The organism is Novosphingobium sp. Leaf2 (assembly GCF_001421325.1).
Lineage (GTDB): Bacteria > Pseudomonadota > Alphaproteobacteria > Sphingomonadales > Sphingomonadaceae > Novosphingobium.
Map to the genome: position 1 here is coordinate 80,938 of NZ_LMJY01000005.1, position 23,137 is coordinate 104,074.

A 23,137-nucleotide genomic window follows, 5' to 3' on the forward strand; every position below is an offset into this window, starting at 1 on the left:
AGGACGGGCGTTATGCCGGCATCCGCTTGCGACGACGGCACTGCGGATGTCGGCTTCTCAGCCGGCGGAATCCAGGCTCATCCATGACATGCGACGTTCGGGAATGCGCTGGGTACCTTGGTGGTTCTCAACGCCGAGTGTCCGATCCATACGCGCGATAACCTGTGCCCTTCGGCGGCTTGGTGCGAACGATGGAGCCTATGCGACAGGCCGTCAGCCCCTCACGCGATGGGTCTGTCAGTGGGCACCATCCGGCCGATGTGCGCGAAACGGGAGCCTTGTGGCCAGCCTGTTCGCGGACGTGGACGGCCAGACGCCGCCTTCCACCTTTAGTTTGCTGTAATTGAGGCGTTGGTACCGGGCGGCAGAACCTTACCGTCTGCAGCAGCATATCGCCTAGGCAGACGGGTGCGTTCGGCGTCGGCTACCCACCCCAGAATGTAGGCATCTCGGCCGATAGCAATACCAGGCAGTCTCCCGCCTAGGAAACACATCCGCGACAGCGGTGCGGCAATCTGCTCGGACGATCGACGCCGAAGACACGAAGCCGTACGCTCTCACCGTTGTCCGTATGGACTGGCGAGAGCATGCATGACGGCCTCTGGCAGTTGCCGAAAAGACACCTGCCCGCCCCTGCTGAAAACGCTATGCTCAGCAGGGGCGATAAGGGTCAGAAGGGATAGCGCGTCGGCTGGCCGCCAATGGTCATCCACTGCCATTCGGTGAACTCGTCGATATTGGTCGTGCTCCCAAAACGCGAGCCGTTGCCCGACGCGCCAGAGCCGCCAAACGGAATACCCGCCATGTCGTGGATCGTTTGATCGTTGATATGAACCAGGCCCGAGCGGATCTGACGCGCAACCCGAAGGCCGCGCTCGAGCGAGCCGGTCTGAACGGCGCCAGACAGGCCATATTCCGTATCATTGGCGACGCGAATGGCTTCTTCCTCGTCCTCCACGATGATCACGGGCGCGACTGGACCGAAGATTTCCAAATCGTAGGCTGGCATGCCGCGGGTAACATTCGTCAGCACGGTCGGGTTGTAGAACAGTCCCTCGAACGTGCCGCCTGCAGCAACCTGCGCGCCGGCTGCGACCGTGTCGGTGACGATCTTGTGCACACGCTCGACCTGCTTGGCATTGATGATCGGACCGATCGCCACCTCCGCGCGAAACGGGTCGCCGACGGGTAGGGCCTTGGCCTTCTGCGCCAGAAGCTCGATATAATCGTCGGCCACCCTGCGCTGGACGATGTGGCGACCGCTGGCCATGCAGATCTGGCCCTGATGCAGGAACGAACCCCAGGCACCTGCCGAAGCCGCAGCAGGAAGATCGGCGTCGTCGAGCACGATGAACGGGCTCTTGCCGCCCAGTTCAAGTGCTACGCGCTTCAGATTGCGACCGGCCACTTCGCCAACTCGCCGCCCGACCGCCGTCGACCCGGTGAAGGTGATCATCCGCACGCCGGCGGCCTCGACCAGGGCTTCGCCCACATCGGGCCCACCGTTAACCACGGAAAACACGCCCTTGGGCAATCCGGCCAGTTCGAACATACGCGCCAGCAAGGCGCCGCCGACGATGGACGTTTGGGGATCGGGCTTGAGAATGACCGCGTTGCCGAGCGCGATCGCGGGCGCAACCGATCGCATCGCGAGCAGCATCGGGAAATTCCACGGCGCGATCACGCCTACAATACCGATCGGCACGCGGCGCGCCAGGCTGAGGCGCGACGGGTTGGGGCTCGGCAACAGTTCGCCCTCGGGTTGGATCAGCAGTGCAGCGGAGTGATAGAGTTCGTCGATCGTGCCCTGAATTTCGACATAGCCCTTGCCGCGCACACCGCCCGTCTCGCGAACGATCATGTCGACGACGGCTTCGCGCTCAGTCTCCATCAGGCGTGCCGCTTCGCGCATGACCGCCGCGCGCTTGTCCGTCGACCAGGAGGCCCATTCCCGCTGGCCTTCCTTGGCGCGCGCCACGGTCTGGCCCATGGTGGCCGGGTCCGACAGGCCCACCTCGCCCAAGGTTTCGCCGGTCGCGGGCTCGAGCACGCTCAGCGTGTTCGACGCCGTGTTCCAGTCGCCATCAAAAAGCTTGCCGTTCCACGTCTCACCAGAAACCAGGCTCACGGCGCTCTGTGTTGCGCGCGGTTCAATAACTGTAGCTGACATCGCCCTAATCCTCTCTATCAAATTGCCACCGGCTCAAGGGCGCGGTGCGAATTCATCGCAACACCCACGCCGGGCCCGGTGAAATGCACCATCTCGGCATCGACATATTCGATGATGTCGAGATCGGCGATGCCGTTCACGACATGGAAGGACAGCGGCAGCTGCTCCCAAGTCGCGCGGTTCCAGTTCAGTTTTCCATCGCCTGCCCAACGGCGGAATTCGAACTCGTCGAAATTGATGTTCGACGCGCTTCCGCCCGATCCGGGAACTGCGGCTGTGGTGGTCACATAGGCGAGATCGGCGCCTTCGCACCCGCCGACGCTCGTCCGTGGCAAATATTTATAATACATCTGGGCGCCGCCACCCGATCCGGGCAGCTTCTTTTCCGGATTCTGCTCTTCGACCAAGTTCGTGAGCTGGATATCGAAGAAGGTGTGGTCGTACCAGGATGCCGAACAGGTGGCCCGGCCCGCAGCCTCGTCCCAGCTGATGTCGTCGAAATTGGCAAACATCTTGGGAAAACCCAGTTCTTCGCGCCCGGTCATGATCGCATCAGGCGAGCCTTCCCAGATTACCGGACAGAGCGCGCCGTCATGCCGCTCGGTTTTGCCCTGATAGGTTACGGGGAAGTCGACCGACAGGATGCCGTAGCCGCGACCCGCCAGCCAGTAGAGGTTCTTGAACCAGGCGCAGCTGACCGAAACGATCGGGTCGCCGCGCAGGCTGAAACCGGCGGGCAGCAGCTTCTCAAGCTTGGCGGGGTCGGTCCGGTAGCTGATCTTCATCCATTCAGCGGTCATGCGGCCTGCCTCCTCGGCGGTCCACATGCGACCTTCCGGATGCTGACGGGGCCCGGGGGCCGGCCCGAACATGATGGGCATTCGATAACGCGAACCGGGATTAGGCGTGAAAGTCATACTCGATATCCTTGCCTGCAAAAAACGATGAATCTCAAAGGTGATGGCGCGCTTTACGCCGCGACCCTGCCGCTCACGGCGGTTTGCCACTCCGACAACAGATCCCCGGCAGTGCCTGTGCCAAAGACGTGACGATCGGGCCTGATCAGGACGGCGGGCGTTCCACGCTCATCCAACCAGTTGGCGATGCCCTCGGCGAAAGGCGCGAGGGCAGCAGCATCCAGATCGAGCAACCGCACATCAGGTCCACTGGAGGACGGCAGCTCTCTTCCGATCAAGACCGGCCCGTCGCCGATCGCCTCATCCATGCGTTGTCCCTCGTCGGAAACAAACTGCGGAAAAAGCGCACCCGCGCCCGGCGTTTTAGTGAGGATTCCGCCGGTCAGGTCAGGGTAGGCAACCGAAACGTCCTGTGCCCCAGCCGCCTTGCGCGCGAGCATCTCCTGATTCCGGCCGGCCGCCGCCCGTTCGTCCAGCATGCAAACGACCTTCCCCATCGCGATGGCCGTGCCGATGATGGCTCGCACATGCGGCTCGCGCTCTTCCTGGTAGCTGTCCAAGATAGAGTCGCTCGCATTACGCTTGACGATAGCAGCAAGCTTCCAGGCAAGGTTGGCGGCGTCTCGTATGCCCGAGCACATGCCCTGTCCGGCGAAAGGCGGCATCTGGTGTGCGGCATCTCCGGCGATCAGCACCCTGCCCTCGCGCCACCGCTGTGCTACAAGTCCATGAAACCGATAGACAGCCTTGCGCTCGATCTGAATGCGGTCGGCGCAGTTCCACGGTTCCAGCAACTCGCGAATCTTGGCGTCCGCAAGCATCTCTTCGGCAGTTTCGCCAGGCTTGAGCATGAACTCCCAGCGAAAGCGCTTGCCGCTCATTGCCATATAGGTGATGGGCCGTTTGGGATCGCAGATCTGCTGGCACACAATTGGCAGGTCGCCCGCATCCTCGACGATCGTGTCGAGAACCAGCCAGGGCTCGTCGAACTGATAGTCGTCGAGACCGACGCCGAGCAACTCGCGCACTGGGCTCCACGCGCCGTCGCAACCAACGACATACCGCGCCCGTATCGATCGCGATCCCCGATCGTCCTTCACGACGACATCGACGCCCTCGGCATCCTGCACACAGCTCTGGAAAGCCACCCCAAGCTGGACATCAACATCTAGCTCGCCCAGCCGATCGCGCAAAACCTGTTCGACCGCGGGCTGGTGCAGCGCATACGTTTCAGCCCAGCCGTAGGGCCCGACCTTTGCGACCGGGAAATCAAGCAGCACATCGCCGTCGGCCGTGACGAACTGATATCGGTCGGGAACGCGGCAAACTGGCCTGATCCGCTCTGCGACGCCGATCATCTGAAAAATGCGCATGATCTCATGATCGAACACCGCTGCACGCGGCAACGCGAACAGGGCCGGTGCCTGATCGATCGCAATGACCGACAGCCCCTGTGTGCTAGCCAAAGCGGCCAGCGCATCCCCAGCCGGACCCAATCCAACGACCAGCAGGTCGCAATCGAACGATTTGCTCATGCCTGTTCTCTCTCTCCGGGAAGAGGCGGCATCGGCATGCCCCACTGGACGCCCATCAACTCCGGGATGCCGGCCACGCCGCCCCCATCGACCGTCAGCAACCGATCACCATCGGTCCAATGCTCGATCTCATTACCCCAGGGATCTTTCCAATAATCGAATATCTGGCTGCCCAGATAGTGCCGTCCGATGCCCCATTGATGCTCGTAGCTTGCGCCTTTAAGATACTCATGCCCCGTCATGAGATCATCAAGATCTGCAACCTCGTAAGCGGCGTGCATGAAGCCGGCTGGAATCGGCCGTTGCAGCAGGAAGATAGTGTGATGATCGCAGGGCTGATCGCCACGATCGCACCGCATGAAGGCGCCGATCGCCACATCCGGCGCAGGCTGTATCTCGTCAGAGGTCACCAGTCCAAACCGCTCCTTGTACCAGGCTTCGGAACGCCGGAAGTCTGAAACGCCAAGCACGATGTGACCGAGCCGCTGAACGTGGGACGGCCCTTGTACAACCCGCCGCAGTACGCCTCGACGGGTGTCTCGTGCTGCTTGATTCCACCCCTCATGCGAAACCGTTTCGATAGGCGCAGCCTTGGCCTGGCCTGCGACTGCTTCCACGATGAAGCCATCGGGATCGCGCAAACGCACCACCTTGCCGCCACCCGGCGCGTCAAGATCCTCGACGCTCACTCCGTCATGGGCCGCGAGCTTGCGCAGATCCTCCTCATCCGAGACCCAAATGCCGAAAGCGGCGAATCCGGGCTCGTCCGACCGTTCGGTCACATGGATGAAGGGATTATCACCATAGCCACGCATGAAGAGGCAGTCGTTCTCGACTTGGGCATCCACCATGCCGAAGTCCAAGAGGAATTGCCGCATGCGATTAAGGTCTGGCGCTCTAAAGCGGGCGTAAGCGACGTCGTACGCTTTCACGATGCTCATTTTTTCAAAACCTCGGCGGTACGGAACGCAGACTCGGCTTTACCCGCCTGCCGCGCCCTTATTTTCGAAGAGAGAAAAAGCCGAAAGCCGCCACATCAGCCACCGGGGCCGCGTGGAAAGCCAGCGCGTGTTCGTCCTCTCACCATAGTTGATGCACTATTCAGTCATCTTTGGACGAACTAGTCAAGAAAATACTGCGCGATGGGGGCTGTCCCGTTACTATCTCACGCATCTTCAGGGTTATCCCAGCATCATACCCGGCGTCTGGCAGGGCTAAAGGCATTTGCCTGACGCTGACATTGCCGGGCGACTCCAGCCCAGCGCCTCCCTTCCTTCCTAGTCAGAAGGCGGAGCAAACCTGCGGCACACGAGCAGCGGTCCAGTGTCGGTAGGGTAAGTGACGCGCTGGCGGCGTCGACGGCGGCGAGCAAGGGCATGAAATGATCGCGGGTTCGTCGATTTAAGACCGGCCAAGAGACCGTAGAGCCGCCCATCGCTAGAGGTTGCGCCGCCGGACCCGCTACGTTCGGGATCGAATTTGGAGCTGCAATTTATGACCTGTCCCGAAGACCTCAGGCCCGGAATTACGCGCCGTCAATTTACACTGGACAGTCATTTTTGAACGATATAGTCATTCTATAGGCACTTGGCTTTGGGGCCAGGGGTGGGAGAGAGATGCGCACCGCGTGACCTTCGGTAAGGCTGATCCCTTTCGCCATGCTCCATGTGGCTGGATAGCCTAGTTTCCGGCGTGGCCATTGAACTGACACGAACATGATAAGGAGTTTCGGCATGAAGCTGGTTCGCTTCTCACAAAATGGCACAACGCGCATTGGCACGATCGTCGGCGACAGCGTCGTCGATCTTACCGCGATCTACCCGGAGGCGGGCCATTCCATGCGGGCGTTTCTGACCCGCCTGCCGGGGCTACGCGCTGCGATCGAAGCGTGCGATGCGCCGCGCTATGATGTGAGTGACGTGACACTCGAAGCCCCGATCGCCGATCCGCAGAAGTTTCTTGCGATCGGGATGAACTACCAGGCGCATGCCGATGAAGCGCTGAAGGGAGCGGGCATTCCGCTACCCACCAGCCAACTCTGGTTCAACAAGCAAGTCAGCTGCATCAACGGGCCATATAGCGAAGTCGAAATCCCGTCGGTCTCCACTCAGGTAGACTATGAAGCCGAACTCGGTGTGATCATCGGCAAACGCTGCCGCAACGTCAGCCGGGCAGATGCACGCTCCGTGATCGCCGGCTATGTCGTCTGCAACGACGTTACGGCCCGCGAATGGCAATTTCGCTCTCCGACTTACACGTTGGGCAAGTCGTTCGATACGCATGGCCCGATCGGCCCCTGGATCACGACCGACGACGAAATCGCTGATCCGCACGCCCTTATGCTCACGCTCGAATATAACGGCGAAGAGCGCCAGCGATCGTCCACCGGCGACATGATCTACGGCATCTTTGATCAGATCGAATATCTGTCCACCGTCATGACGCTGGAGCCGGGTGACATTCTCGCGACCGGCACGCCAGCGGGCGTCGGAATCGCCAGCGCGACCTTCATGCAACCCGGTGACGTCGTGCGGGTATCGGTCGAAGGCCTCGGCTTCATCGAAAACACCTTCGTTGCCGGACGCTGAGAGGCCTCTGGCATGACGACCATTCTGTACCACACGCCGGGCTCCTGCTCGCGAGTAACGCTGAACGCACTGGAGGAGATCGGCCTGCCCTTCGAGGAGAGGCCGATCGACATTTTCAAAGGCATGCAGGCGCGGCCCGAATATCTGGCCGTCAATCCGAAAGGCAAGGTGCCGGCGCTGGAGATCGACGGGCGGCTTCTTACCGAAACGCCGGCTATCCTGTGGCATCTGGCACACGTGGGCAATTCCACCGCGCTTCTTCCTGCGGCCGCCGACGGCGGTGTCGCCATCGAGAGCCTGGTCGATCTATCCTGGTTCTCCAACACGCTGCACATACTCGTTCGGAGCGCGCGTGCTCCCATGCGAATGACGTCGGGCGACCCGGCGCCGGTTCGCGAACACGCGCTAAAGGCTCTCGAGCCTATCCTGCGCGATCTTGACGGGCGTGTTGCAGGCGAACGTTGGTGGTACGGCGACGCCTGGTCTATCTTGGACGTCTATCTGTCCTGGGTGTTCGGGATGGCGGTTGGCGGCGGCGCGCCGATGGCGAAATATCCCGCCTTGGTCGCGCACCAGGATCGTGTCCGGCAACGCCCCTCGTTCCAGCGCGCCCTCAAGCGGGAACAGGCGGCATTGGAGCAGGCGGGCATCATCCTGCCTGGCGGCGGCACACTATAAATCGGGAGAAATGACGTGGCACTAAGCACGGTGATCAGCCCGGGGGAGCGGGAGATCGAAGGGAAGTCGGCAGGAGCGTCAGTTGCGCACCTGCTCCTGCTGATCGCCTGTTTACCGATCTTGGGAATGCTGGTCATCGCGCCGGTGCTGCCCGATATCCAGCGGCATTTCGCGATGACACCCGGCGCCGCCTATCTGGCTCCGCTTGTTCTGACCGCGCCGTCTCTCTCGATCGTGCTGCTCTCGCCAATAAGCGGACGCTTGGCTTCCCGCTTGGGACGCAAGCGGCTGATCCTGATCGCCCTGCTGCTCTATACACTGGCAGCCACCGCCCCGCTCTATCTCGACGATATCTACGCCATCATCGCGACGCGCCTTGTCGTCGGGGTCGCCGAAGCGACACTGATGACCGTATCGACGATGCTGATCGGCGACTATTACAGCGGCAGCAAGCGGGACCGCTATCTCTCGATGCAGGTCATTTACACGTCGGTGTCCGCGGTGCTCTTCCTCATCGGCGGCGGTATCCTGGGGCAAATGGGCTGGCGCATTCCCTTCGTTACCTATTTCATCCCGATCCTGCTCCTGCCCTTCGCGCTTACCCTGCTGTGGGAGCCGCGCGCACCTGTACAGATCGAGACAGGATCGGCGGCTATCGCCTGGCGGATCATCCTGCCCATCTGTGTCGTCACCTTCCTGGCAGGCGGATGCATGAACATCGCATCTGTCGAACTGAGCTACGTCATGGAAGCTATCGGTGCCACATCATCGGCCATGAAGGGCCTGGGTGCCGCGGTGAACAGCGCCGGCATCGCGATCGGCGGGGCGATCATGGCGCATCGCGGCAATGCTACCCGGACTGGTCAGTTGGTGACGGCCTTTGCCGTCGGCGCAGCGGGTTTTGCGATAATCTTCGCGGTCCCGTCCCTTGCCGGGGTGATGACAGGCGCTTTTGTCGCAGGCCTGTCGAGCGGCTTCTTTCTCGGGTGGCTGCTCGCCAACCTCAATAGTCATTTGACGTTCGAAAACCGCGGCCGGTCTGTCGGCATGTGGATGTCGAGCTACTTCCTGGCGACCGTTCTCGCGCCCGTCTTCGTCGTCGCCATCTCGGGCCCACTCGGTGGGATCAAGCAGGCCATGTTGCCCGTTGCCCTCATATTGTCCGTCCTGGCGATCATCGCCCCACGCGTGCTCGCCAGCCAGCACATGCTCCAGGACGCATAAAGCGAGACTAGGCGCCTAAGCTAGCCACCCCGTCCGGTGCCAGATAAACGCCAACTTAAGATCGGGATCTGACGGGTGGGTGGCTGAGCCTCCGTGGTGGTCATCCATAAACCTGGCCTCACGATTACGGCCGCGCAACATTGTTTAGCACGGCATCGAGGATCGCCGCCTTCGGGCTGCTGCCTGGGCCGACACAAACACCGATGTGTGGGCTCGTTCGCCAGCATCACCCTGCGTGTCGTGCATACCTCGTCTACATAGTCATCGCCGAGGTGAACCTCGGCAGCATTCTATTGTGCCGACACGCTTCATTTTGCAGCGCAGTGGAAGGAACAACAAAGCGCGAAAGAGGAATCAGAGGCAGGAAATCGCCCGTTCCAAAGCTAGGGACCTATGCCCCCGCACCCGTCGATGAATGGCAGGGTAACTGCTGCGATAACGCCTCTATCGAGACGTTCTTCCAAATCGCTAACGGCGCAACTGATCTGACGAGCGCTCGGCACGCTGACCGAGCGCTCGTCAGGAGCGATTGATCGGGTTCAGCTGGTAACGAAGGAAATGTGCTTATGCTCGATGAAATCCTCTAGCACCGCAAGGCCACGCATGCGGCCCAAACCGCTCTGCTTGAACCCGCCCTCTTCGAACTGGTCTGATAGCGCCGCCCACCCGTTGATCCACACCGTGCCGGCATCAAGCGCCCGCGCCATACGAACCTGTCGGTTCAGATCGCGGGACCACACACTGGCAGCCAGCCCGTATTCTGTGTCGTTGGCCATGCTCACGGCTTCGTCTTCTGTGTCGAACACTTGCATGGCGAGCACCGGGCCAAAGACTTCGCGCTGAATGATTTCGTCCGCGTTATCGGTCACTTCGAGCAGTGTTGGGCGATAGAATGCACCTTTTGCCAACGCACCTTCCGTGACCGGGCCGCCCCGCACGATCGCCCTTGCGCCCGCGTCGATTGCGGCCTCCACCATACGATCGACCCGCTGGACGCTCGCCTTGTCAATCAGAGGCCCCATTTCGGAAGATGGCTCGGCGGCCGGGCCGACGCGAACGGCAGACAGTGCTTCACCGAGCGCCTGTGCCACCTTGTCGGCGACACCGCGCTGAACCAGCAACCGGCTGCCCGTCATGCAAAACTGGCCGGAAAACACGGTAAGCGCCGCTACGGCAGCTCCCACCGCGGCATCCAGATCAGCATCGTCGAACACGATCAACGGTGTCTTGCCACCAAGCTCGAGGCCCAACCGTTTGACCAACGGGGCGGCATTGGCAGCAATGGCGCGGCCCGTGGCCGTGCTACCGGTAAAGCTGATGGTCGGCACCTTCGGCGATGCGACGATAGCCTCACCTGCCTCCTTGCCGCCCGTGATGAGGTTGACGACGCCAGGGGGCAGACCCTTTGTAGAAGCGATGATTTGCGCGATCAGATGGTTGAGCTGCGCGGTCTGATACGGCAGCATGACGACCGCGGTGCACCCGGCGGCCAAAGCCGGGGCCAGCGAGCGGGTCACCAACGCACAGGGCGAATTCCACGGCGCAATGATCCCGGCGATCCCCACCGGCTGCTTCAAGGTCAGCGATATCTGCCCGGGCTCGCGTTCGGCGGCCCGGCCGGCCTCAGTCAGCGCCAGTGCAGCGTTGTAGCGCAGGGTCTGCGGAGCGATGCCGATCTCGATTTGCGCGTGGAAGTTCACTTTGCCGTTCTCTAGCCCGGTAAGTGCCACCAGCTCGTCGAATCGTGCCTCGAAAGCATCGGCCATCGCATTGAGGACGCTGGCCCGCAGGCGATGGTCGTCCTTCCAGCCACTTTCCTTGAACGCCTTGCCGGCAGCCGAGATCGCGCGCTCCGCTTCAACCGCTCCTGCCAGACCATATGTCCCGATCACATCGCCCGTGGCGGGGTTGAAGCTTTCGCCCGGCTCACCAGCATCAAGCCATTCGCCCCCGATCAGGTGCAGCGCCTTCATTTCATTTGCCATCGATTCAGGTCTCCCGCCCGATCACGCAGCGGCTATCGATGGTGGTCGAAGCTCACTTTGATCATGATGCGATACACAAGCCGGAACCGCAGCCCTAAACCAGACGGAGGAACCATATGCCAGACGGCATCCGTCTGCATGCTGCTTCATCGCACCCCATTCGTGGAGCCGCCGACCGGGATCATCGGGGTCTCACATCAGCCATATCAAGAGCATCGGCAAAGAATGGTGACGATCCCATTCGTCAGGGAATGGCCGCATGGTCAGGTATCACGCAAACTTCAGTGGCAGCCCTACATAGTTTCCAGCCAAGGTCGCCGAGCAGCTTGCGGTCTGCGGATGTAGTCAAGCTCTGCGGCCTGAATACAAGGCGCAAAGCCGTCCATCCCGGGGAAGCGATGCGTGATTGAAGCGAACCACCGGGAGAAGCGCTCCGCTTTCCATACCCTGACGAGCGCTCTGGCCGAATAGCCCTCCAAACCTGCTTCGCTTCCGCCCCGATAGTGATCTACCAGCGCTTCGCTCAGGGAATGACATCCAAAAGGGCTTAGTTCATTCCCTTGGCTCTGGTCGGAGGTACAATATGTGTTGCATCTCCGGCTAGAAACAAACGGCCCCAGCGCATTGGCTCGGAAAGCGAACCATCAAGCGAGAACTGCTTACCGCCATGTACACGACCTTCTCGGCGCAAACGCTCATCCAGACCCAAGCGATGCATAAAAGGAGTGGTGATCTGTTCCAGTACGCCAACTCGCACGCGGGCCTCTACAAAGGACCGATCCCGGCGTTCGATGACGACAGCGTCGATGCCTTCCGCCGCTCCGCACATGACGGAGAGCATTTCGAGTACCTTGACGCGGTGAACGGCGGTAGGGTTGTGCGTCAGTGCAACTTTAAGCTCTCACATGCCGCTCAGTTGCGGTAGATAAGCTGCGATGGACACTCTTGTTAATAGGCCTACCACCCTGAAGCAGCCAAACCGCCAGCGGCGTAAAACGCGAACCGCATTGATCAACGCCGCTCAACAGCTTTTTGCCGAAACACCGATTGAAGGCGTCACCGTCGACGATATCGTGGATAGGGCCGACGTGGCGAAGGGCAGTTTCTATAATCATTTCGGCGACAAAAACGCACTTGCAGATGAAGTCTACGATGAGATCGCCAAGGACCTCGAAGATCACATTGTCAAAAACAATGAGGGCCTTTCTGATCCTGCCTTGAGAATCGCCCGCGCGCTATGCACGGTGATGGAGTATGCCAAGTCGCATCCACAACGGCTCCAGGCGCTATTGGCTCTGGAAGACCGGCGAACGAATTATATTTCCCAGCTCAACAAGGGTCTTGCAAACGACGTGCGGACCGGGCTCGAGATAGGTCGATTGAGCGGCGTGGATCTCGAAGCCGGCGTGCTGACCGTGGTCGGTTTAGTAGGCGTTACGATGCGCAGCATGATATCCGGCAATGTTACTGGCTCTACAAAGAGTTTGGGAAGCGCCATGGCGGCGTGCGCCCTTCGCGCTCTCTGCGTTGAGCCTTCCGATGCGGCCAGACTGGGGATCGAGGCTGCCCAGGATATCGTAAAATAAGTAGCACCGACCTTTGGTTTTGTTGAAACGATTTAGACGACCTTTCGGTAACGATCTCAAACGCCGCCTGACGCCGCCACAACCAGTTAGAGCCAACGCGCAATTTGCCAGCGGAAGGCCCAAACGCTTCGTATAAAGCGCCCTTCCGCCGCGTGATGCTTTACAGCCCTTCATTCTCGACCTTATTCACGAGTAGACCGACGCCAGTTATATCGATCTCCACGACATCTCCAGCCATGAGCCATCGCGGCGGTTGACGCTTCGCGCCAACCCCGCCCGGAGTACCAGTTGCAATGACATCACCTGGCGACAACGGCGTGAACGCCGACACGTAGGCGATGATAGTCGGTATCGGGAAGATCATGTCGGATGTAGGTTGCGACTGTAAAGTCTCTCCGTTGACGCGCGTCGTCACCGATAGGGTGGTTGGGTCTGGGATTTCATCGGCGGTGACCAGCCAAGGACCAAAGGCCCCGGTGCCCGGGAAGTTCTTTCCGGGTGTGAACTGGCGGGTATGCCATTGCCAATCCCGCACCGATGCATCGTTGTAACATGCGTAGCCAGCTACATGCGACAACGCGTCACCCTCGGAAATAGCCCTGCCGCCTTCACCGATCACAATCGCCAGTTCGCCTTCAAAATCGAACATGGTAGAGACCTTGGGCAGAATCAACGGACTGCCATGCCCGATTTGACTATCTGCAAAGCGCGTAAATATTGACGGGAACTCCGTCTTGTCGCGGCCAGTCTCCTGCCGATGGCTTTCATAATTATGGCCGACGCAGAAGATCTTTCCCGGATTGGGTATCACGGGCAGAAGTTGCGCATCGGCAAGCGCAATGCGGGCAGCATTCTTTGCTTCATACGCAGCTTCGATCAGGCTACCGACTTCGATAAGCGATTTAAGGTCGGGATGGCGATCGCTAAGGACAGCGCCAGCATCGACAATCTCTTCTCCATCGAGGAAGCCGTAGCTTGCGCGGCCATCTGCGATGTAACTAGTCCATTTCATAATATGCTCCGCATGAAAGCGTATGAATTCAGCTGCGCAGCAGGCCTTGGCCCCAGCTATTCAGCGTGCGTTGTTCATGTATCCATTTACCAACAGGCCGATCGTGCCCCACCACCTCGAGTTCGGCGGAAATTTCGACCCAGTTTCCGTCTGGATCATGGACGAAAATGAAGAGGTTATTGCCCGGACCGTGCCGCCCCGGCCCCCATTGGAGGCGGATATGCTCGCTGGCCATATGGTCGGCCCAGTCGCGGATCGCGTTCCAGTCTGACGTTTCGTAACAGTGATGGTCCAGGCGGTCTTCAGGAGCGAGGAATACCGCGAAACTATGGTGTTCGTGGCTGCACCGCAAGAACGACGTTCGTACACCGCCTTCATCGTCCAAAACATCGTCCGATAGAGTGAAGCCCAGCACGTCGATGAAGAATTTCACAATACGCGCAGGATTACGGCTAGCGACCACTACATGCTGCAAGCGGGCTGGCGGCACCCTTTCGATGGGCTCCGCCCTTGCTTGCGCAGGTATTCCAAAAGTGAACGTATGACCGTCCGGATCCTGAAGCGTAATCGCCTCTTGGAAAAGATAAGTCGCGCCTCGCGTATACGGCCGATCGGCAGCATCCAGCCTCGACTGCAAAAGCTCGATCTCACCAACATCCGGCACCGCGAAACCCGCCGATAAAAGGGTTTTCGGGGCTCCACGACTCAATATAAGGCACCTGCCTGGCGCTTCTGCAATCCATGAGGCATCCTGCTGCGTGATGCCATACCCCATCGCACGCCCGTAAAACGCCGCGGTCGCTGCAGGCTCTGTACATCCAAGCTCAAGATAATACAGCGCCGCCACAAGCGAATCTTTTGGACGCCCCCAGCGATCCGCCACAAATTTTACCGCCATATTGCCTCGATTGCGATGCGCTGTCTTCTCAGCTGCGTAATACACTTTTCCTAATATCATGGAAAATTGATGTCAAACGAGTTCTTGCGCCCTGACGTTTGGGGTCGCCTGCGGCTGACGGATCGGCGCTGCAATACGCCGCAACCGTTCCTGGTTGCACTGCCAACAGATCTGACCCTTGGGAAACCTGAGGGTTCCAAACCCGAGCTAGAACAGGGTATGGCGGGTGCTGCAACCGCAGACCACGACCACAAGGACGAAGATGACGACGGCCGACAAAGTACTTTCCATTCTGCAGCTATTCTCCATCGAGCAGCCAGAATGGACTGTGGAGGCAGTTAGTGCAGAATTGAACATTTCTGCCAGTTCGGCTTACCAGTACGTGCGCAGCCTCGTAACGGCGGGGTTGCTGGTGGCAAACAATTCCGGACGCTATATAGTCGGGCCTGCTGTCATCGAACTTGATCGGTTGATGCGACGGTATGATCCATTGATCCACGAAGCTCAGGAACCCTTGCGTCAAATCGTGGCGCCGTATGACGGCAATGCGATCGGCCTGCTATGCCGCATTTATCGCCTTCGCGTCATGTGCGTAGATCAGTACGTGTTGCGGGCACCCAGCTTTGCCATCAGCTACGAGCGAGGCCGCCCGATGCCGCTTGCGAGAGGCGCCGCCTCGAAATCGATCCTTGCCCATCTCAATCCACGTCAGTTGCGCAATTTCTACGATTCAAATCCGACTGAAGTGAGCGAAGCCGGGTTAGGCGATACCTGGCAAGACTTCAAAGCCGCCGTACGCAGCCTTCGCAAAAGCAACGTCGTCGCCACGGCAGGCGAGCTCGATGCTGGACTGATGGGAATATCGGCGCCGGTTTTTGACGCGTCTAATAACGTGCTCGGCAGTATCGGACTCGTCGTATCGGATCACCTTTTCAATGGCGACGAGCCTTTCTTTAACGCTACGAAACAAGCAGTCCTCGCGGCGGGAAGGGATATCACGATCGCACTGCAGAGTCGTTGATCCGACAGTATCCCCTTAAGGTCGGCATAGCCAGACGTTATGCACATAAGCCGCTCTGCTAAGCCAAAGCGTGCAAGGCTTGCCTGGCTATCTACGCCTCGAATATATTGATCGCAGATACCAGACTTAGCGCATGTAAGATTCCATGGGTTCGACATGCCTTGGCCGCGCGCTTAAAAGCGTGGGGACGATGCGGCAGGCGCATCATCAGCGCCTGCCGCATCTCGGTGTCAGTTTTTCAAGGTCAAGGTAGCACCGAAAGTACGCGGTGGCTGCAGGAAATAATCACCGACCGCGGTGTTCGCCTTCAGGCTTACAACCCAGCTATTCTCGATGTTCTTTACGAAAGCGCCAACCGACCACAAGCCATTGTCACCATAGTAGGTTACGCTCAAGTCGGTGCGGGTATAGCCAGGCCTTTGACTGTTCGGAGCGTGAGAGAATTCCGACCAATAGGAAGTCGAGAAATAGGTATCAGCACGTGCAGTGATTTTGCCCTCACCGATATGCCAGTCGTGCTGATAGAAAGCCGATCCGCTGAGCGATGGCGCAGATGGCAGCTTCTTCCCGGACACGTCTGTCGCTGGCGTCACAGGCGTCGCGGGAATGATGAAGGTCCCGAATTCGCTGTGCATAAGCGACAAGGTCAAGCCGATCTGGTCGTCTGACGTGGCCTGATACGACGCCTGGAATTCCAGGCCGTAAATCTTGGTCTTGCCTTGGCTGTTGAACACCAGGGCGCTCAAGCCGCCGTAGTGGGCGAACCCGAGGGACGAGACCTGATAGTTGTCGTAGTTATAGTAAAAACCGGCAGCATTAAGCTGAAGGCTGTTTCCAAACAGACGCGACTTGATCCCACCTTCCAATGAGCGCAGGCGCTCGGGCTTGAATGTATTGTACCCTGGTTCATCAGGCACGAACCCGCCAGCCTTGTAGCCGGTGGCGTAGGTGGCATAGGCCATCACGGTCGGCGTGAGGTCCAGCTGCGCACCAAGGCGGAAGTTGACCGCGTTGGATTTCAGCACCCCGTCAAATGGGCCAACGGTCACTCCGCCGCCAACCACGGTCGTGCCAATCTGCTTTTTGTTATCCTTGGTATAACGAACGCCGCCAATAATTCTGAAGCTATCCGTAACTTTTGCGGTCACGTCACTAAAGGCCGCATAAGAGCGGGTCTTGAGATTCGGCTGATCGTTGATAACGCCAAGATCAAGCAAGTTGGAGTAATTTGCGAGGTCATCGTTATAGTAATAGAGACCGGCAACCCACGATATCGGGCTGCCTACAGGCGATGAAAAGCGCAGTTCCGAACTGAATTGCTTTTCACGCGCGCGCTGCTGCGAGTAGAAGCTGGTATTGGTGCCAATATAGTCATACAGGTAATGCGAATAAGTCGGAATGAATGTTACGCGGACCGGACCTGCGTCCCACTCAAGATTACCAAACACCGTCAACAGTTTGGCGTCTAGTTGGCCCGCTGGTAGATGGTTGACCACCGCGTGGCGGGAGCCTTCAGGCTCGCTGACGCTGATCGTTCCGGGACCAACCCCGCCATCGTGGGAATAGGAAACGCCGGCCAGAAGGCGCAGTGAAGAACTAGGCGTCCACAATACTTTTAGGCGACCGCCCTTTCTGTCGGCGTCATCCTGTCCCGTATCGTAATAACCATCGCGAGATTCGCTGCCGAACGCCGCACGCACGGCAAGCGTCGAAGAAAGCGGAACGTTGATCGCTGCGTCGGTACGCAGCAAGCTGTAATTTCCTACAGTGATCGCTGCCCGATAGCCGAAGTCAAAGGTGGGATCGGCCGTAAGTACGTTGACGGCGCCACCAGTAGCATTGCGCCCGTAGAGCGTGCCTTGGGGGCCTTTCAGAACTTCTATGCGATCCAGGTCATAAAGACCCGATGCTATCGTGCTGGCCTGGCGGTAATAAACGCCGTCGATGTTGGTATTAACACCCGGATCGCCAGCCGCTGAATCAAGGCCCGTTCCTACGCCACGAATGTTGACGTTCAGCCCCTTGTTATTGGACTGAATGTAAACCCCGGAAACGTTGCTCAATGCATCATTGAGCGAACCGACCCCGCGCGCGACCAGATCCGTAGGGTTAAGCACCTCGATTGTGGCGGGTGTACGTTGCACAGTCGTGGATGTCCGCTGTGCTGTGACAACGATATCCTGAATTCCAGCCTGATCCTGCGTAGCCGACGCCTCGTTGTTACGAGGGGCCGCTGCGTCAGTCGATGCAGATTGGGCAAACGCAGGTGACTGCGCCATAATAATAGCAAGCCCACTACCTGCCAGTGCGAATACGCCTCTCATCTCACTCCTCCCAAAACTCATTCTTGTGTGTTCGTAGAAGTCGCCCGTTCGCGCCAATAAACCAGACGGCGCTACTCGAAGAGCATTCACATTCCGCCGTCGATCACCAAATTGATGCCCGTGATGAAGTCCGCACGGGGGCTGGCGAGAAAGCAAACGGCAGCGGCGATGTCTTCCGGCTTTCCGATACGCGGTGTGGTCTGACGGAAGGCGTTTAGAGCGATTTCCCGCTCGTGCGAGCGCCAGTCGCCGCCAAATCCCAGTTCCTGCGCAATGCTTTCCAGTTCCGCGTCGGAACCGGGCGTGTGGATGATGCCGGCGCTGATTGCGTTCGATGTCACTCCCGAACCCGCCAAACCACGAGATAGCGATCGCGAAAGATTGATCTCGCCCGCCTTGGCGGCCTGATAATCCGCGAAGTTGGGCGGTTGATGAAGCGCAACCGCGCTGGCGATCTGGATGGCGCGTCCCCAGCCACGATTGACCATCTCGGGCACTAGCCCGTCGATTAGCGTGGCAGTTGAGATCACGTTCTGCTTGTAGGTGGCGATCCAATTCTCAGCGCTTGTACCGAACCAGCCGGAACGCTCCCAACCACCGTGACGACCGCCGGCATTGTTGACCAGAATGTCGACACCGCCAAGATCGCGAACGCGCTCAACGACCGTGGAGGCCTGATCACCGTCCATCAGGTCTCCAAGAACGGTCATGGCACTACCGCCTGCTTCGCGCAGTTCGTCGGCGGTCTTTTCGGTTCGGCCAGGATCGCGTCCGTGCACGACCACTTCCGCACCTTCGGCTGCAAGTTGTATCGCGATCATCCGGCCGATACCGGAGCTGCTGCCGGTAACAAGCGCGCGCTTGCCAGCCAAGTCGAGTTTCATGATTTGCCTTTCTTAGGACCCGGAAGCCCATTTTCTCGAATTTAGATTTTTTATGCAGCCTTGCTCGAGATCTGCTGGGCCTTGTCGACGCCTGGCACAGCCGCCGCGAAGGCGCTGAGGGGGGGCAGACCCATCAGTTGTCGACCGCTGATCTCGGCTGCCGGATCAAGGCGCGTCGAGCCGTGCGTCAGAGCAACGCGGGTATCGCGGACGTACCGCTGGATAGGATTGGCTAGGCTGACGGAGAACGATCCGAGAGCGATCTGGATCATGTCGATCGCGGCCCCGCAGACATTGCCGGCGTGCACGAAATCCATCATGATCTCGGACTCTTCGGACGGGGTGAACGCTTCGCCTGCCTGCGCCTTGCGGTCGATATGATCGGCACGAGCAAAGATAAGCGCTTCTGCGGCGTTGATCATCGCGCGCGTCTTGCCAGCGACCACTTCGATCGAAGGGGTCGCAGCCAACGTTTCATAGGGAAGGTTGAACGGCTTCTTGTTTTCACATTGTGCCACGAAACAGTCGAATGCACCACGAGCCATACCCAGCGTAATCGCCATCGTCTCCATTGCGACGATCAACATGAGGCCCAGCCCGTCAAGCTTGTAACCCATACCGCCGAAGCGGTTGCGCAGGTTGTCCAGGTTCGCGGGCAACTGCGAAAGATCTGCAAAGCGGTGTTCGGGGATGAAAACCTCTTCAGCCACGGTGATGCTGTTGCTGGAAGATCCGGACAGACCCATGACTTTCCAGTCGTCGACGATCTCATATTGGCCGCGCTCGAGCAGCACCATACCGCGAACGTCGTCGGCCTGAACGCCAACTACCATGAATGCCGCGTGCTTGCAGCCGCTGCCGAAGCCCCACTTGCAGCCAGCTTCAACCACGTAGCCGCCATCGACTTTCCGGGCGCGCTGGATCTTTTCAGAGAACAGCGAGGCGCTGGCAACCACGGGGCCCTTCCACTCCGGCACCAGACCATACACCTCTTCGACCGCGCGGTCGGGAAAGGTCAGCATTACGCGCGCAAAACCCGAACCAATCATCGTGATCCACGCAGCAGAGCCGTCGCCCCGCGCTATCTCCGTGACGATCTCGGCCAGATCGCGTGCACCCAGCGCATAACCGTTGTGCTCAACAGGCACCGAAATCCTGAAAACTCCGGCATCCGCAAGTGCATTGAGCGAGGGAAGCGGCATGCATCCGATGCGCTCTGCCTCTGCTCCCTGCTCCCGCAGCATCGGCACGATGGCGCGGACACGATCTCGTATCGCCCGGCCTTCGGCTGTCGAATGGATCGATTCATGGATGGGGGTACGCGAAACTCCGATCATGGTATCCTCGCCTTATAGCCCGGCGCGACGCCGGTGAGTTGCAATAAAAATGCCCCCAACGCCGGAAGCAAACCAGACGGCGTTATGTCCAAATCTCGGAAATACCGAGCGGCAGGATTTCACGTATCTCGTCCAGGCTGCGAATTTCATCGTCGCTGATCTTGAACAGCCCCGCCATGTAGAAAGTGCCGCAATCGGGGCGATCCAGGTGCGGTGCTGGATGGAAATCGACAAGAACAAAGCTGACGGCAATCCCGAGATCCGTATCGATCACCGGAAATCGGCGGTTCCGCGCGATGGGGCGTGCGGGGCGCGTCGCGCTGACGCAACTTGCCGGTGAATGCACCGCCGCATCGGGTGACAACAGGATCGAGAGGTTATTGGTGATTTTTTTCCCGTTGTCATAACGGTCGCAGCGATAGGCGAATCGCGCCACTGTGCCGTCGCTTTCCTCGAGCGCCTGCCAGTAGCTGTCTGCCCTGTTGCGCACGGCGTCGCGATCGCCTGCCCGTTCAGGCGGTATCTGCCCTTCGTAGAGGACGTCGGGAAGCAAAAGTCTGTCGACATCCGCGAAGTGCCCGTGGGTGGCGGTCGAGATTATCTCCTCGACTTCGGCAATCTGATCGCCTGCGAATGCGACACGCGCCGCATATGGCCGCAGCTGTTCCGCAACACGCGCAACACCTATCGCGGCGCCCTGCCCCTGGAGCGGGTCGGCGAAAATCTGGACCGCCGGGAACTCCTCGATCCTGGTGACTGAATCAGGATGGGCCCCGACATTGTTTTCAGACCACCGGGCGGCCTCGACATTCGGCATCTCCCCTTCGAGGCTCACGCGTGCGTCAAGAAAAGACCGCAAAGCGGCCTTCAGCGCGACCTTGTCCGGATGGCCATCGGAGTTGTGACTGCTGCTCATAGCGATTTCCTCTCCTTGTTGCGGTTTGGAGTGCATCATTGTGACGCCCAAACCAGACGGAAGATCATCTGATGATCCGCCGTCTGGTTTTGTTTGCCTCGAGTCGCGAAGGTAGCGGACAACATTGGAACGAGTTGTGCGGGAGCAGGATAATGACGAAGGCTTTCCCAGCGATGATGACGCAGGGAATCGACGAACCCTGTCGATTCGAAGGTGAGGTATTTGATCTGGAAGTTATTGAGGGCGAGATCCCGCCCTCTCTCGACGGACTGCTTGTTCAGGCAGTGCCAGATCAGACTTTTCCGCCCGAGATTGCCAACCTTCACCTTATGACGGTGGCTGCAGGAGGTGACGGGTCGGTCCGCGCTTTCCGTATCAAGAACGGTCATGTCGATTTCCGCACCCGTTATGTGCGCACCGAAAGGTTTTTGCTCGAACGTGCCGCGCGGCGCTCCTTGTTCGGCAATTACCGTGATCCCTTCTCTGACGATCCTTCCGTCGAGGGCAAAAGCCGTACCACCGCGAACACCGCTCTCTTCTATCATGGCGGGCGCCTGCTATCGGCGAAGGAAGACGGTCTTGCATATGAGATCGATCCGACCACGCTCGAAACGCATGGGCCCTGGACAAGCGATGGCGCTATCACCAGCAAAACGTTCACGGCGCACCCCAAGATAGATCCGAATACCGGCCAGCTCTTCGCGTTCGGTTACGCCGCCAAGGGTGAGACCACACGTGACATCGCCTACTACGTTTTCGATGCTTCCGGCAGGCTGGAGCATGAGGTGTGGTTCGAGGCGCCGCGCTCCGCGATGATCCACGATTGCGCGCTGACGCAAAATTACATGATCTTCCCGGTCATGCCGATCACCAGCGATATGGATCGTCTTCGCTCGGGCGGCCCGCATTTCATCTATGAAGCGGACATGCCTCAATATTTCGGCATCATCCCGAGGATGGGTAATGCGGACGAGGTCCGTTGGTTCAAGGCGCCGTCTGCATTCCCTGGGCACACCGTCAACGCCTGGGAGGAAGATGGCAAGATCCTGCTCGATCTGCTCGAAGCCGATGGCAATGGCTTTGCGCCGGTGGTTCAGGACAGCGACGGCAACGCGCCTCCTCCGGGCACGGTGCAAAATGCGCTGGTGCGTTGGACGATCGACTATCACGCGAATCCCGATGAACTGACAGAGGCGCACCGGACCGTCCTCACCCCCGTCGGCGGTGAGGGCGCGCATATCGATCCGCGGCGCGAGATGCAGGAGTATAGGCACATGTTCGTGCCGACGCTCGACCCCAGCAAACTGTCGACGGACGTCAATGGTCGTCCTGTCCCGGTTCTTTTCAATCAGCTCAGCCACTTCGATCTGGCTGACGGCACCAGAGACGACTGGTTTCCTGGGCCGGCAACGACGTTCCAAGACCCGGTATTCGTGCCCCGCTCGGCAGATGCGCCCGAAGGCGATGGCTTCGTGATTGCATTGCTCAACCGCCCGCTCGAGCGGCGTAGCGAACTGGTCATCCTTGAGAGCCTAAATTTGTCTGCAGGGCCGGTAGCACGGCTCAGCCTGCCTTTGCGGATGCGGCTGGGCATCCATTCAACCTGGGTCGATGGCGCACATGTCGCCGAGTGGTTCTAAAAGGAAAAAGATATGACGACGAATGCGAATACAAAGGGCCAGCTCGACAGCGCAGCGGCCAGTGAACTTGTCATGAAGGTCATGGGTCTGTTGGTCGATCCGGCCACCGCGCCGCAGGCACGCCCCTATCTGACCGACGAATACATTCAGCATAACCCCAGCATCCGCTCAGGCGCCGACGCTATCATCGAATGGACGCAGTCTGAAGAGGCTGAGAGGGCGCGTACGTCCATGAAGCCCGCCACCGAGCCGCCGATGTTCGTACACGAGGGCGACAAGATCGTCATGATCCTGCCGCGCGACCTGCCCCACCCCGAAGATCCGTCGAAAACCTATAGGACCTACTGGTTCGACATGTGGCGCATCGAAGACGGCAAGCTGGCTGAACATTGGGACGGAGCAACGCTCTCTGACGCATGATT

General features: G+C 59.4%; 19 protein-coding genes. 7 read left to right on the forward strand and 12 right to left on the reverse strand.

Features of this window, described 5'->3' with window-relative positions; all coding sequences use genetic code 11:
- Nucleotides 1-670: 670 nt before the first annotated feature.
- Genes ASE49_RS05035 through ASE49_RS05050 form a run of 4 tightly spaced genes read right to left on the reverse strand, consistent with a single transcriptional unit; the run spans nucleotide 671 to nucleotide 5,563 of the window.
- Nucleotides 671-2,191: an aldehyde dehydrogenase family protein gene (locus ASE49_RS05035; RefSeq protein WP_235522842.1), complete on the reverse strand. Its 1,521-nt coding sequence runs from the start codon at nucleotides 2,189-2,191 to the stop codon at nucleotides 671-673.
- Nucleotides 2,188-3,177: an acetoacetate decarboxylase family protein gene (locus ASE49_RS05040; RefSeq protein ID WP_235522843.1), complete on the reverse strand. Its 990-nt coding sequence runs from the start codon at nucleotides 3,175-3,177 to the stop codon at nucleotides 2,188-2,190. Before ASE49_RS05040 ends, ASE49_RS05035 begins: the two co-directional genes overlap by 4 nt.
- Nucleotides 3,141-4,622, reverse strand: a complete 1,482-nt coding sequence (gene mhpA, locus ASE49_RS05045) for a bifunctional 3-(3-hydroxy-phenyl)propionate/3-hydroxycinnamic acid hydroxylase MhpA (protein ID WP_056769029.1) — start codon at nucleotides 4,620-4,622, stop codon at nucleotides 3,141-3,143. Before mhpA ends, ASE49_RS05040 begins: the two co-directional genes overlap by 37 nt.
- Complete coding sequence (locus ASE49_RS05050) at nucleotides 4,619-5,563, reverse strand: VOC family protein (protein ID WP_056769030.1); 945 nt, start codon at nucleotides 5,561-5,563, stop codon at nucleotides 4,619-4,621. The genes mhpA and ASE49_RS05050 overlap by 4 nt, the downstream gene beginning before the upstream one ends.
- A gap of 792 nt (nucleotides 5,564-6,355) precedes the next feature.
- Here ASE49_RS05050 and ASE49_RS05055 point away from each other — a divergent pair.
- The 3 genes from ASE49_RS05055 to ASE49_RS05065 are packed head-to-tail and all read left to right on the forward strand — an operon-like array spanning nucleotide 6,356 to nucleotide 9,112.
- Nucleotides 6,356-7,210 carry a fumarylacetoacetate hydrolase family protein gene (locus tag ASE49_RS05055; protein WP_056769031.1) on the forward strand — a complete coding sequence of 285 codons (855 nt, stop codon included), beginning with the start codon at nucleotides 6,356-6,358 and terminating at the stop codon, nucleotides 7,208-7,210.
- A gap of 12 nt (nucleotides 7,211-7,222) precedes the next feature.
- The gene (locus ASE49_RS05060; protein WP_056769032.1) at nucleotides 7,223-7,888 is read left to right on the forward strand and encodes a glutathione S-transferase family protein; all 666 of its coding nucleotides are present in this window, start codon (nucleotides 7,223-7,225) and stop codon (nucleotides 7,886-7,888) included.
- Between the two features lie 15 nt (nucleotides 7,889-7,903).
- Nucleotides 7,904-9,112, forward strand: coding sequence for an MFS transporter (locus tag ASE49_RS05065; RefSeq protein ID WP_156370117.1), 1,209 nt, complete (start codon nucleotides 7,904-7,906; stop codon nucleotides 9,110-9,112).
- 539 nt (nucleotides 9,113-9,651) lie between these two features.
- Here ASE49_RS05065 and ASE49_RS05070 read toward each other — a convergent pair.
- Both ASE49_RS05070 and ASE49_RS18635 read right to left on the reverse strand, forming a co-directional pair.
- Nucleotides 9,652-11,097 carry an aldehyde dehydrogenase family protein gene (locus ASE49_RS05070; protein ID WP_056769034.1) on the reverse strand — a complete coding sequence of 482 codons (1,446 nt, stop codon included), beginning with the start codon at nucleotides 11,095-11,097 and terminating at the stop codon, nucleotides 9,652-9,654.
- Nucleotides 11,098-11,644: 547 nt separating this feature from the next.
- Nucleotides 11,645-11,938, reverse strand: coding sequence for an FAD-dependent monooxygenase (locus ASE49_RS18635; RefSeq protein WP_235522844.1), 294 nt, complete (start codon nucleotides 11,936-11,938; stop codon nucleotides 11,645-11,647).
- Nucleotides 11,939-12,032: 94 nt separating this feature from the next.
- Here ASE49_RS18635 and ASE49_RS05080 point away from each other — a divergent pair, with 94 nt between their 5' ends.
- Nucleotides 12,033-12,683 (forward strand): TetR/AcrR family transcriptional regulator, encoded by a 651-nt coding sequence (locus ASE49_RS05080; protein WP_056769036.1) that lies wholly within the window; start codon nucleotides 12,033-12,035, stop codon nucleotides 12,681-12,683.
- 160 nt (nucleotides 12,684-12,843) lie between these two features.
- Here ASE49_RS05080 and ASE49_RS05085 read toward each other — a convergent pair whose 3' ends face one another.
- Together ASE49_RS05085 and ASE49_RS05090 are read right to left on the reverse strand one after the other, a co-directional pair.
- A complete protein-coding gene (locus ASE49_RS05085) occupies nucleotides 12,844-13,695 on the reverse strand; it encodes a fumarylacetoacetate hydrolase family protein (RefSeq protein ID WP_056769037.1) in 852 nt (283 codons plus the stop codon).
- 28 nt (nucleotides 13,696-13,723) lie between these two features.
- The gene (locus ASE49_RS05090) at nucleotides 13,724-14,593 is read right to left on the reverse strand and encodes a VOC family protein (protein ID WP_056769038.1); all 870 of its coding nucleotides are present in this window, start codon (nucleotides 14,591-14,593) and stop codon (nucleotides 13,724-13,726) included.
- Between the two features lie 262 nt (nucleotides 14,594-14,855).
- Between ASE49_RS05090 and ASE49_RS05095 the strand changes: the two genes are divergently transcribed.
- Nucleotides 14,856-15,614 carry an IclR family transcriptional regulator gene (locus ASE49_RS05095; protein WP_056769132.1) on the forward strand — a complete coding sequence of 253 codons (759 nt, stop codon included), beginning with the start codon at nucleotides 14,856-14,858 and terminating at the stop codon, nucleotides 15,612-15,614.
- Between the two features lie 230 nt (nucleotides 15,615-15,844).
- Here the strand turns inward: ASE49_RS05095 and ASE49_RS05100 are convergent, their stop codons facing one another.
- The 4 genes from ASE49_RS05100 to ASE49_RS05115 all read right to left on the reverse strand — a co-directional run bounded on the left by ASE49_RS05100 (nucleotide 15,845) and on the right by ASE49_RS05115 (nucleotide 21,075).
- On the reverse strand, nucleotides 15,845-17,938 hold the full coding sequence (locus ASE49_RS05100) for a TonB-dependent receptor (RefSeq protein ID WP_056769039.1): 2,094 nt from the start codon (nucleotides 17,936-17,938) through the stop codon (nucleotides 15,845-15,847).
- A gap of 86 nt (nucleotides 17,939-18,024) precedes the next feature.
- Nucleotides 18,025-18,822, reverse strand: a complete 798-nt coding sequence (locus tag ASE49_RS05105) for an SDR family NAD(P)-dependent oxidoreductase (RefSeq protein ID WP_056769040.1) — start codon at nucleotides 18,820-18,822, stop codon at nucleotides 18,025-18,027.
- A 50-nt stretch (nucleotides 18,823-18,872) separates the two neighbouring features.
- Nucleotides 18,873-20,159, reverse strand: a complete 1,287-nt coding sequence (locus ASE49_RS05110) for an acyl-CoA dehydrogenase family protein (RefSeq protein WP_056769041.1) — start codon at nucleotides 20,157-20,159, stop codon at nucleotides 18,873-18,875.
- 82 nt (nucleotides 20,160-20,241) lie between these two features.
- Entirely contained in the window at nucleotides 20,242-21,075 is an 834-nt protein-coding gene (locus tag ASE49_RS05115; RefSeq protein WP_056769042.1) for a hypothetical protein, read from the reverse strand.
- A gap of 152 nt (nucleotides 21,076-21,227) precedes the next feature.
- Between ASE49_RS05115 and ASE49_RS05120 the strand changes: the two genes are divergently transcribed.
- Together ASE49_RS05120 and ASE49_RS05125 are read left to right on the forward strand one after the other, a co-directional pair.
- Complete coding sequence (locus tag ASE49_RS05120) at nucleotides 21,228-22,715, forward strand: carotenoid oxygenase family protein (RefSeq protein ID WP_056769043.1); 1,488 nt, start codon at nucleotides 21,228-21,230, stop codon at nucleotides 22,713-22,715.
- Between the two features lie 12 nt (nucleotides 22,716-22,727).
- Entirely contained in the window at nucleotides 22,728-23,135 is a 408-nt protein-coding gene (locus ASE49_RS05125; protein ID WP_056769044.1) for a nuclear transport factor 2 family protein, read from the forward strand.
- The last annotated feature ends 2 nt before the right edge of the window (nucleotides 23,136-23,137 follow it).

Bases quoted from the DNA above. Each gene is read 5' to 3' on its own strand.
- mhpA (WP_056769029.1), bottom strand. From the start codon at position 4,622: ATGAGCAAATCGTTCGATTGCGACCTGCTGGTCGTTGGATTGGGTCCG.
- ASE49_RS05050 (WP_056769030.1), bottom strand. From the start codon at position 5,563: ATGAGCATCGTGAAAGCGTACGACGTCGCTTACGCCCGCTTTAGAGCG.
- ASE49_RS05055 (WP_056769031.1), top strand. From the start codon at position 6,356: ATGAAGCTGGTTCGCTTCTCACAAAATGGCACAACGCGCATTGGCACG.
- ASE49_RS05060 (WP_056769032.1), top strand. From the start codon at position 7,223: ATGACGACCATTCTGTACCACACGCCGGGCTCCTGCTCGCGAGTAACG.
- ASE49_RS05070 (WP_056769034.1), bottom strand. From the start codon at position 11,097: ATGGCAAATGAAATGAAGGCGCTGCACCTGATCGGGGGCGAATGGCTT.
- ASE49_RS18635 (WP_235522844.1), bottom strand. From the start codon at position 11,938: ATGCTCTCCGTCATGTGCGGAGCGGCGGAAGGCATCGACGCTGTCGTC.
- ASE49_RS05080 (WP_056769036.1), top strand. From the start codon at position 12,033: ATGGACACTCTTGTTAATAGGCCTACCACCCTGAAGCAGCCAAACCGC.
- ASE49_RS05085 (WP_056769037.1), bottom strand. From the start codon at position 13,695: ATGAAATGGACTAGTTACATCGCAGATGGCCGCGCAAGCTACGGCTTC.
- ASE49_RS05090 (WP_056769038.1), bottom strand. From the start codon at position 14,593: ATGGCGGTAAAATTTGTGGCGGATCGCTGGGGGCGTCCAAAAGATTCG.
- ASE49_RS05095 (WP_056769132.1), top strand. From the start codon at position 14,856: ATGACGACGGCCGACAAAGTACTTTCCATTCTGCAGCTATTCTCCATC.
- ASE49_RS05100 (WP_056769039.1), bottom strand. From the start codon at position 17,938: ATGAGAGGCGTATTCGCACTGGCAGGTAGTGGGCTTGCTATTATTATG.
- ASE49_RS05105 (WP_056769040.1), bottom strand. From the start codon at position 18,822: ATGAAACTCGACTTGGCTGGCAAGCGCGCGCTTGTTACCGGCAGCAGC.
- ASE49_RS05110 (WP_056769041.1), bottom strand. From the start codon at position 20,159: ATGATCGGAGTTTCGCGTACCCCCATCCATGAATCGATCCATTCGACA.
- ASE49_RS05115 (WP_056769042.1), bottom strand. From the start codon at position 21,075: ATGAGCAGCAGTCACAACTCCGATGGCCATCCGGACAAGGTCGCGCTG.
- ASE49_RS05120 (WP_056769043.1), top strand. From the start codon at position 21,228: ATGACGAAGGCTTTCCCAGCGATGATGACGCAGGGAATCGACGAACCC.
- ASE49_RS05125 (WP_056769044.1), top strand. From the start codon at position 22,728: ATGACGACGAATGCGAATACAAAGGGCCAGCTCGACAGCGCAGCGGCC.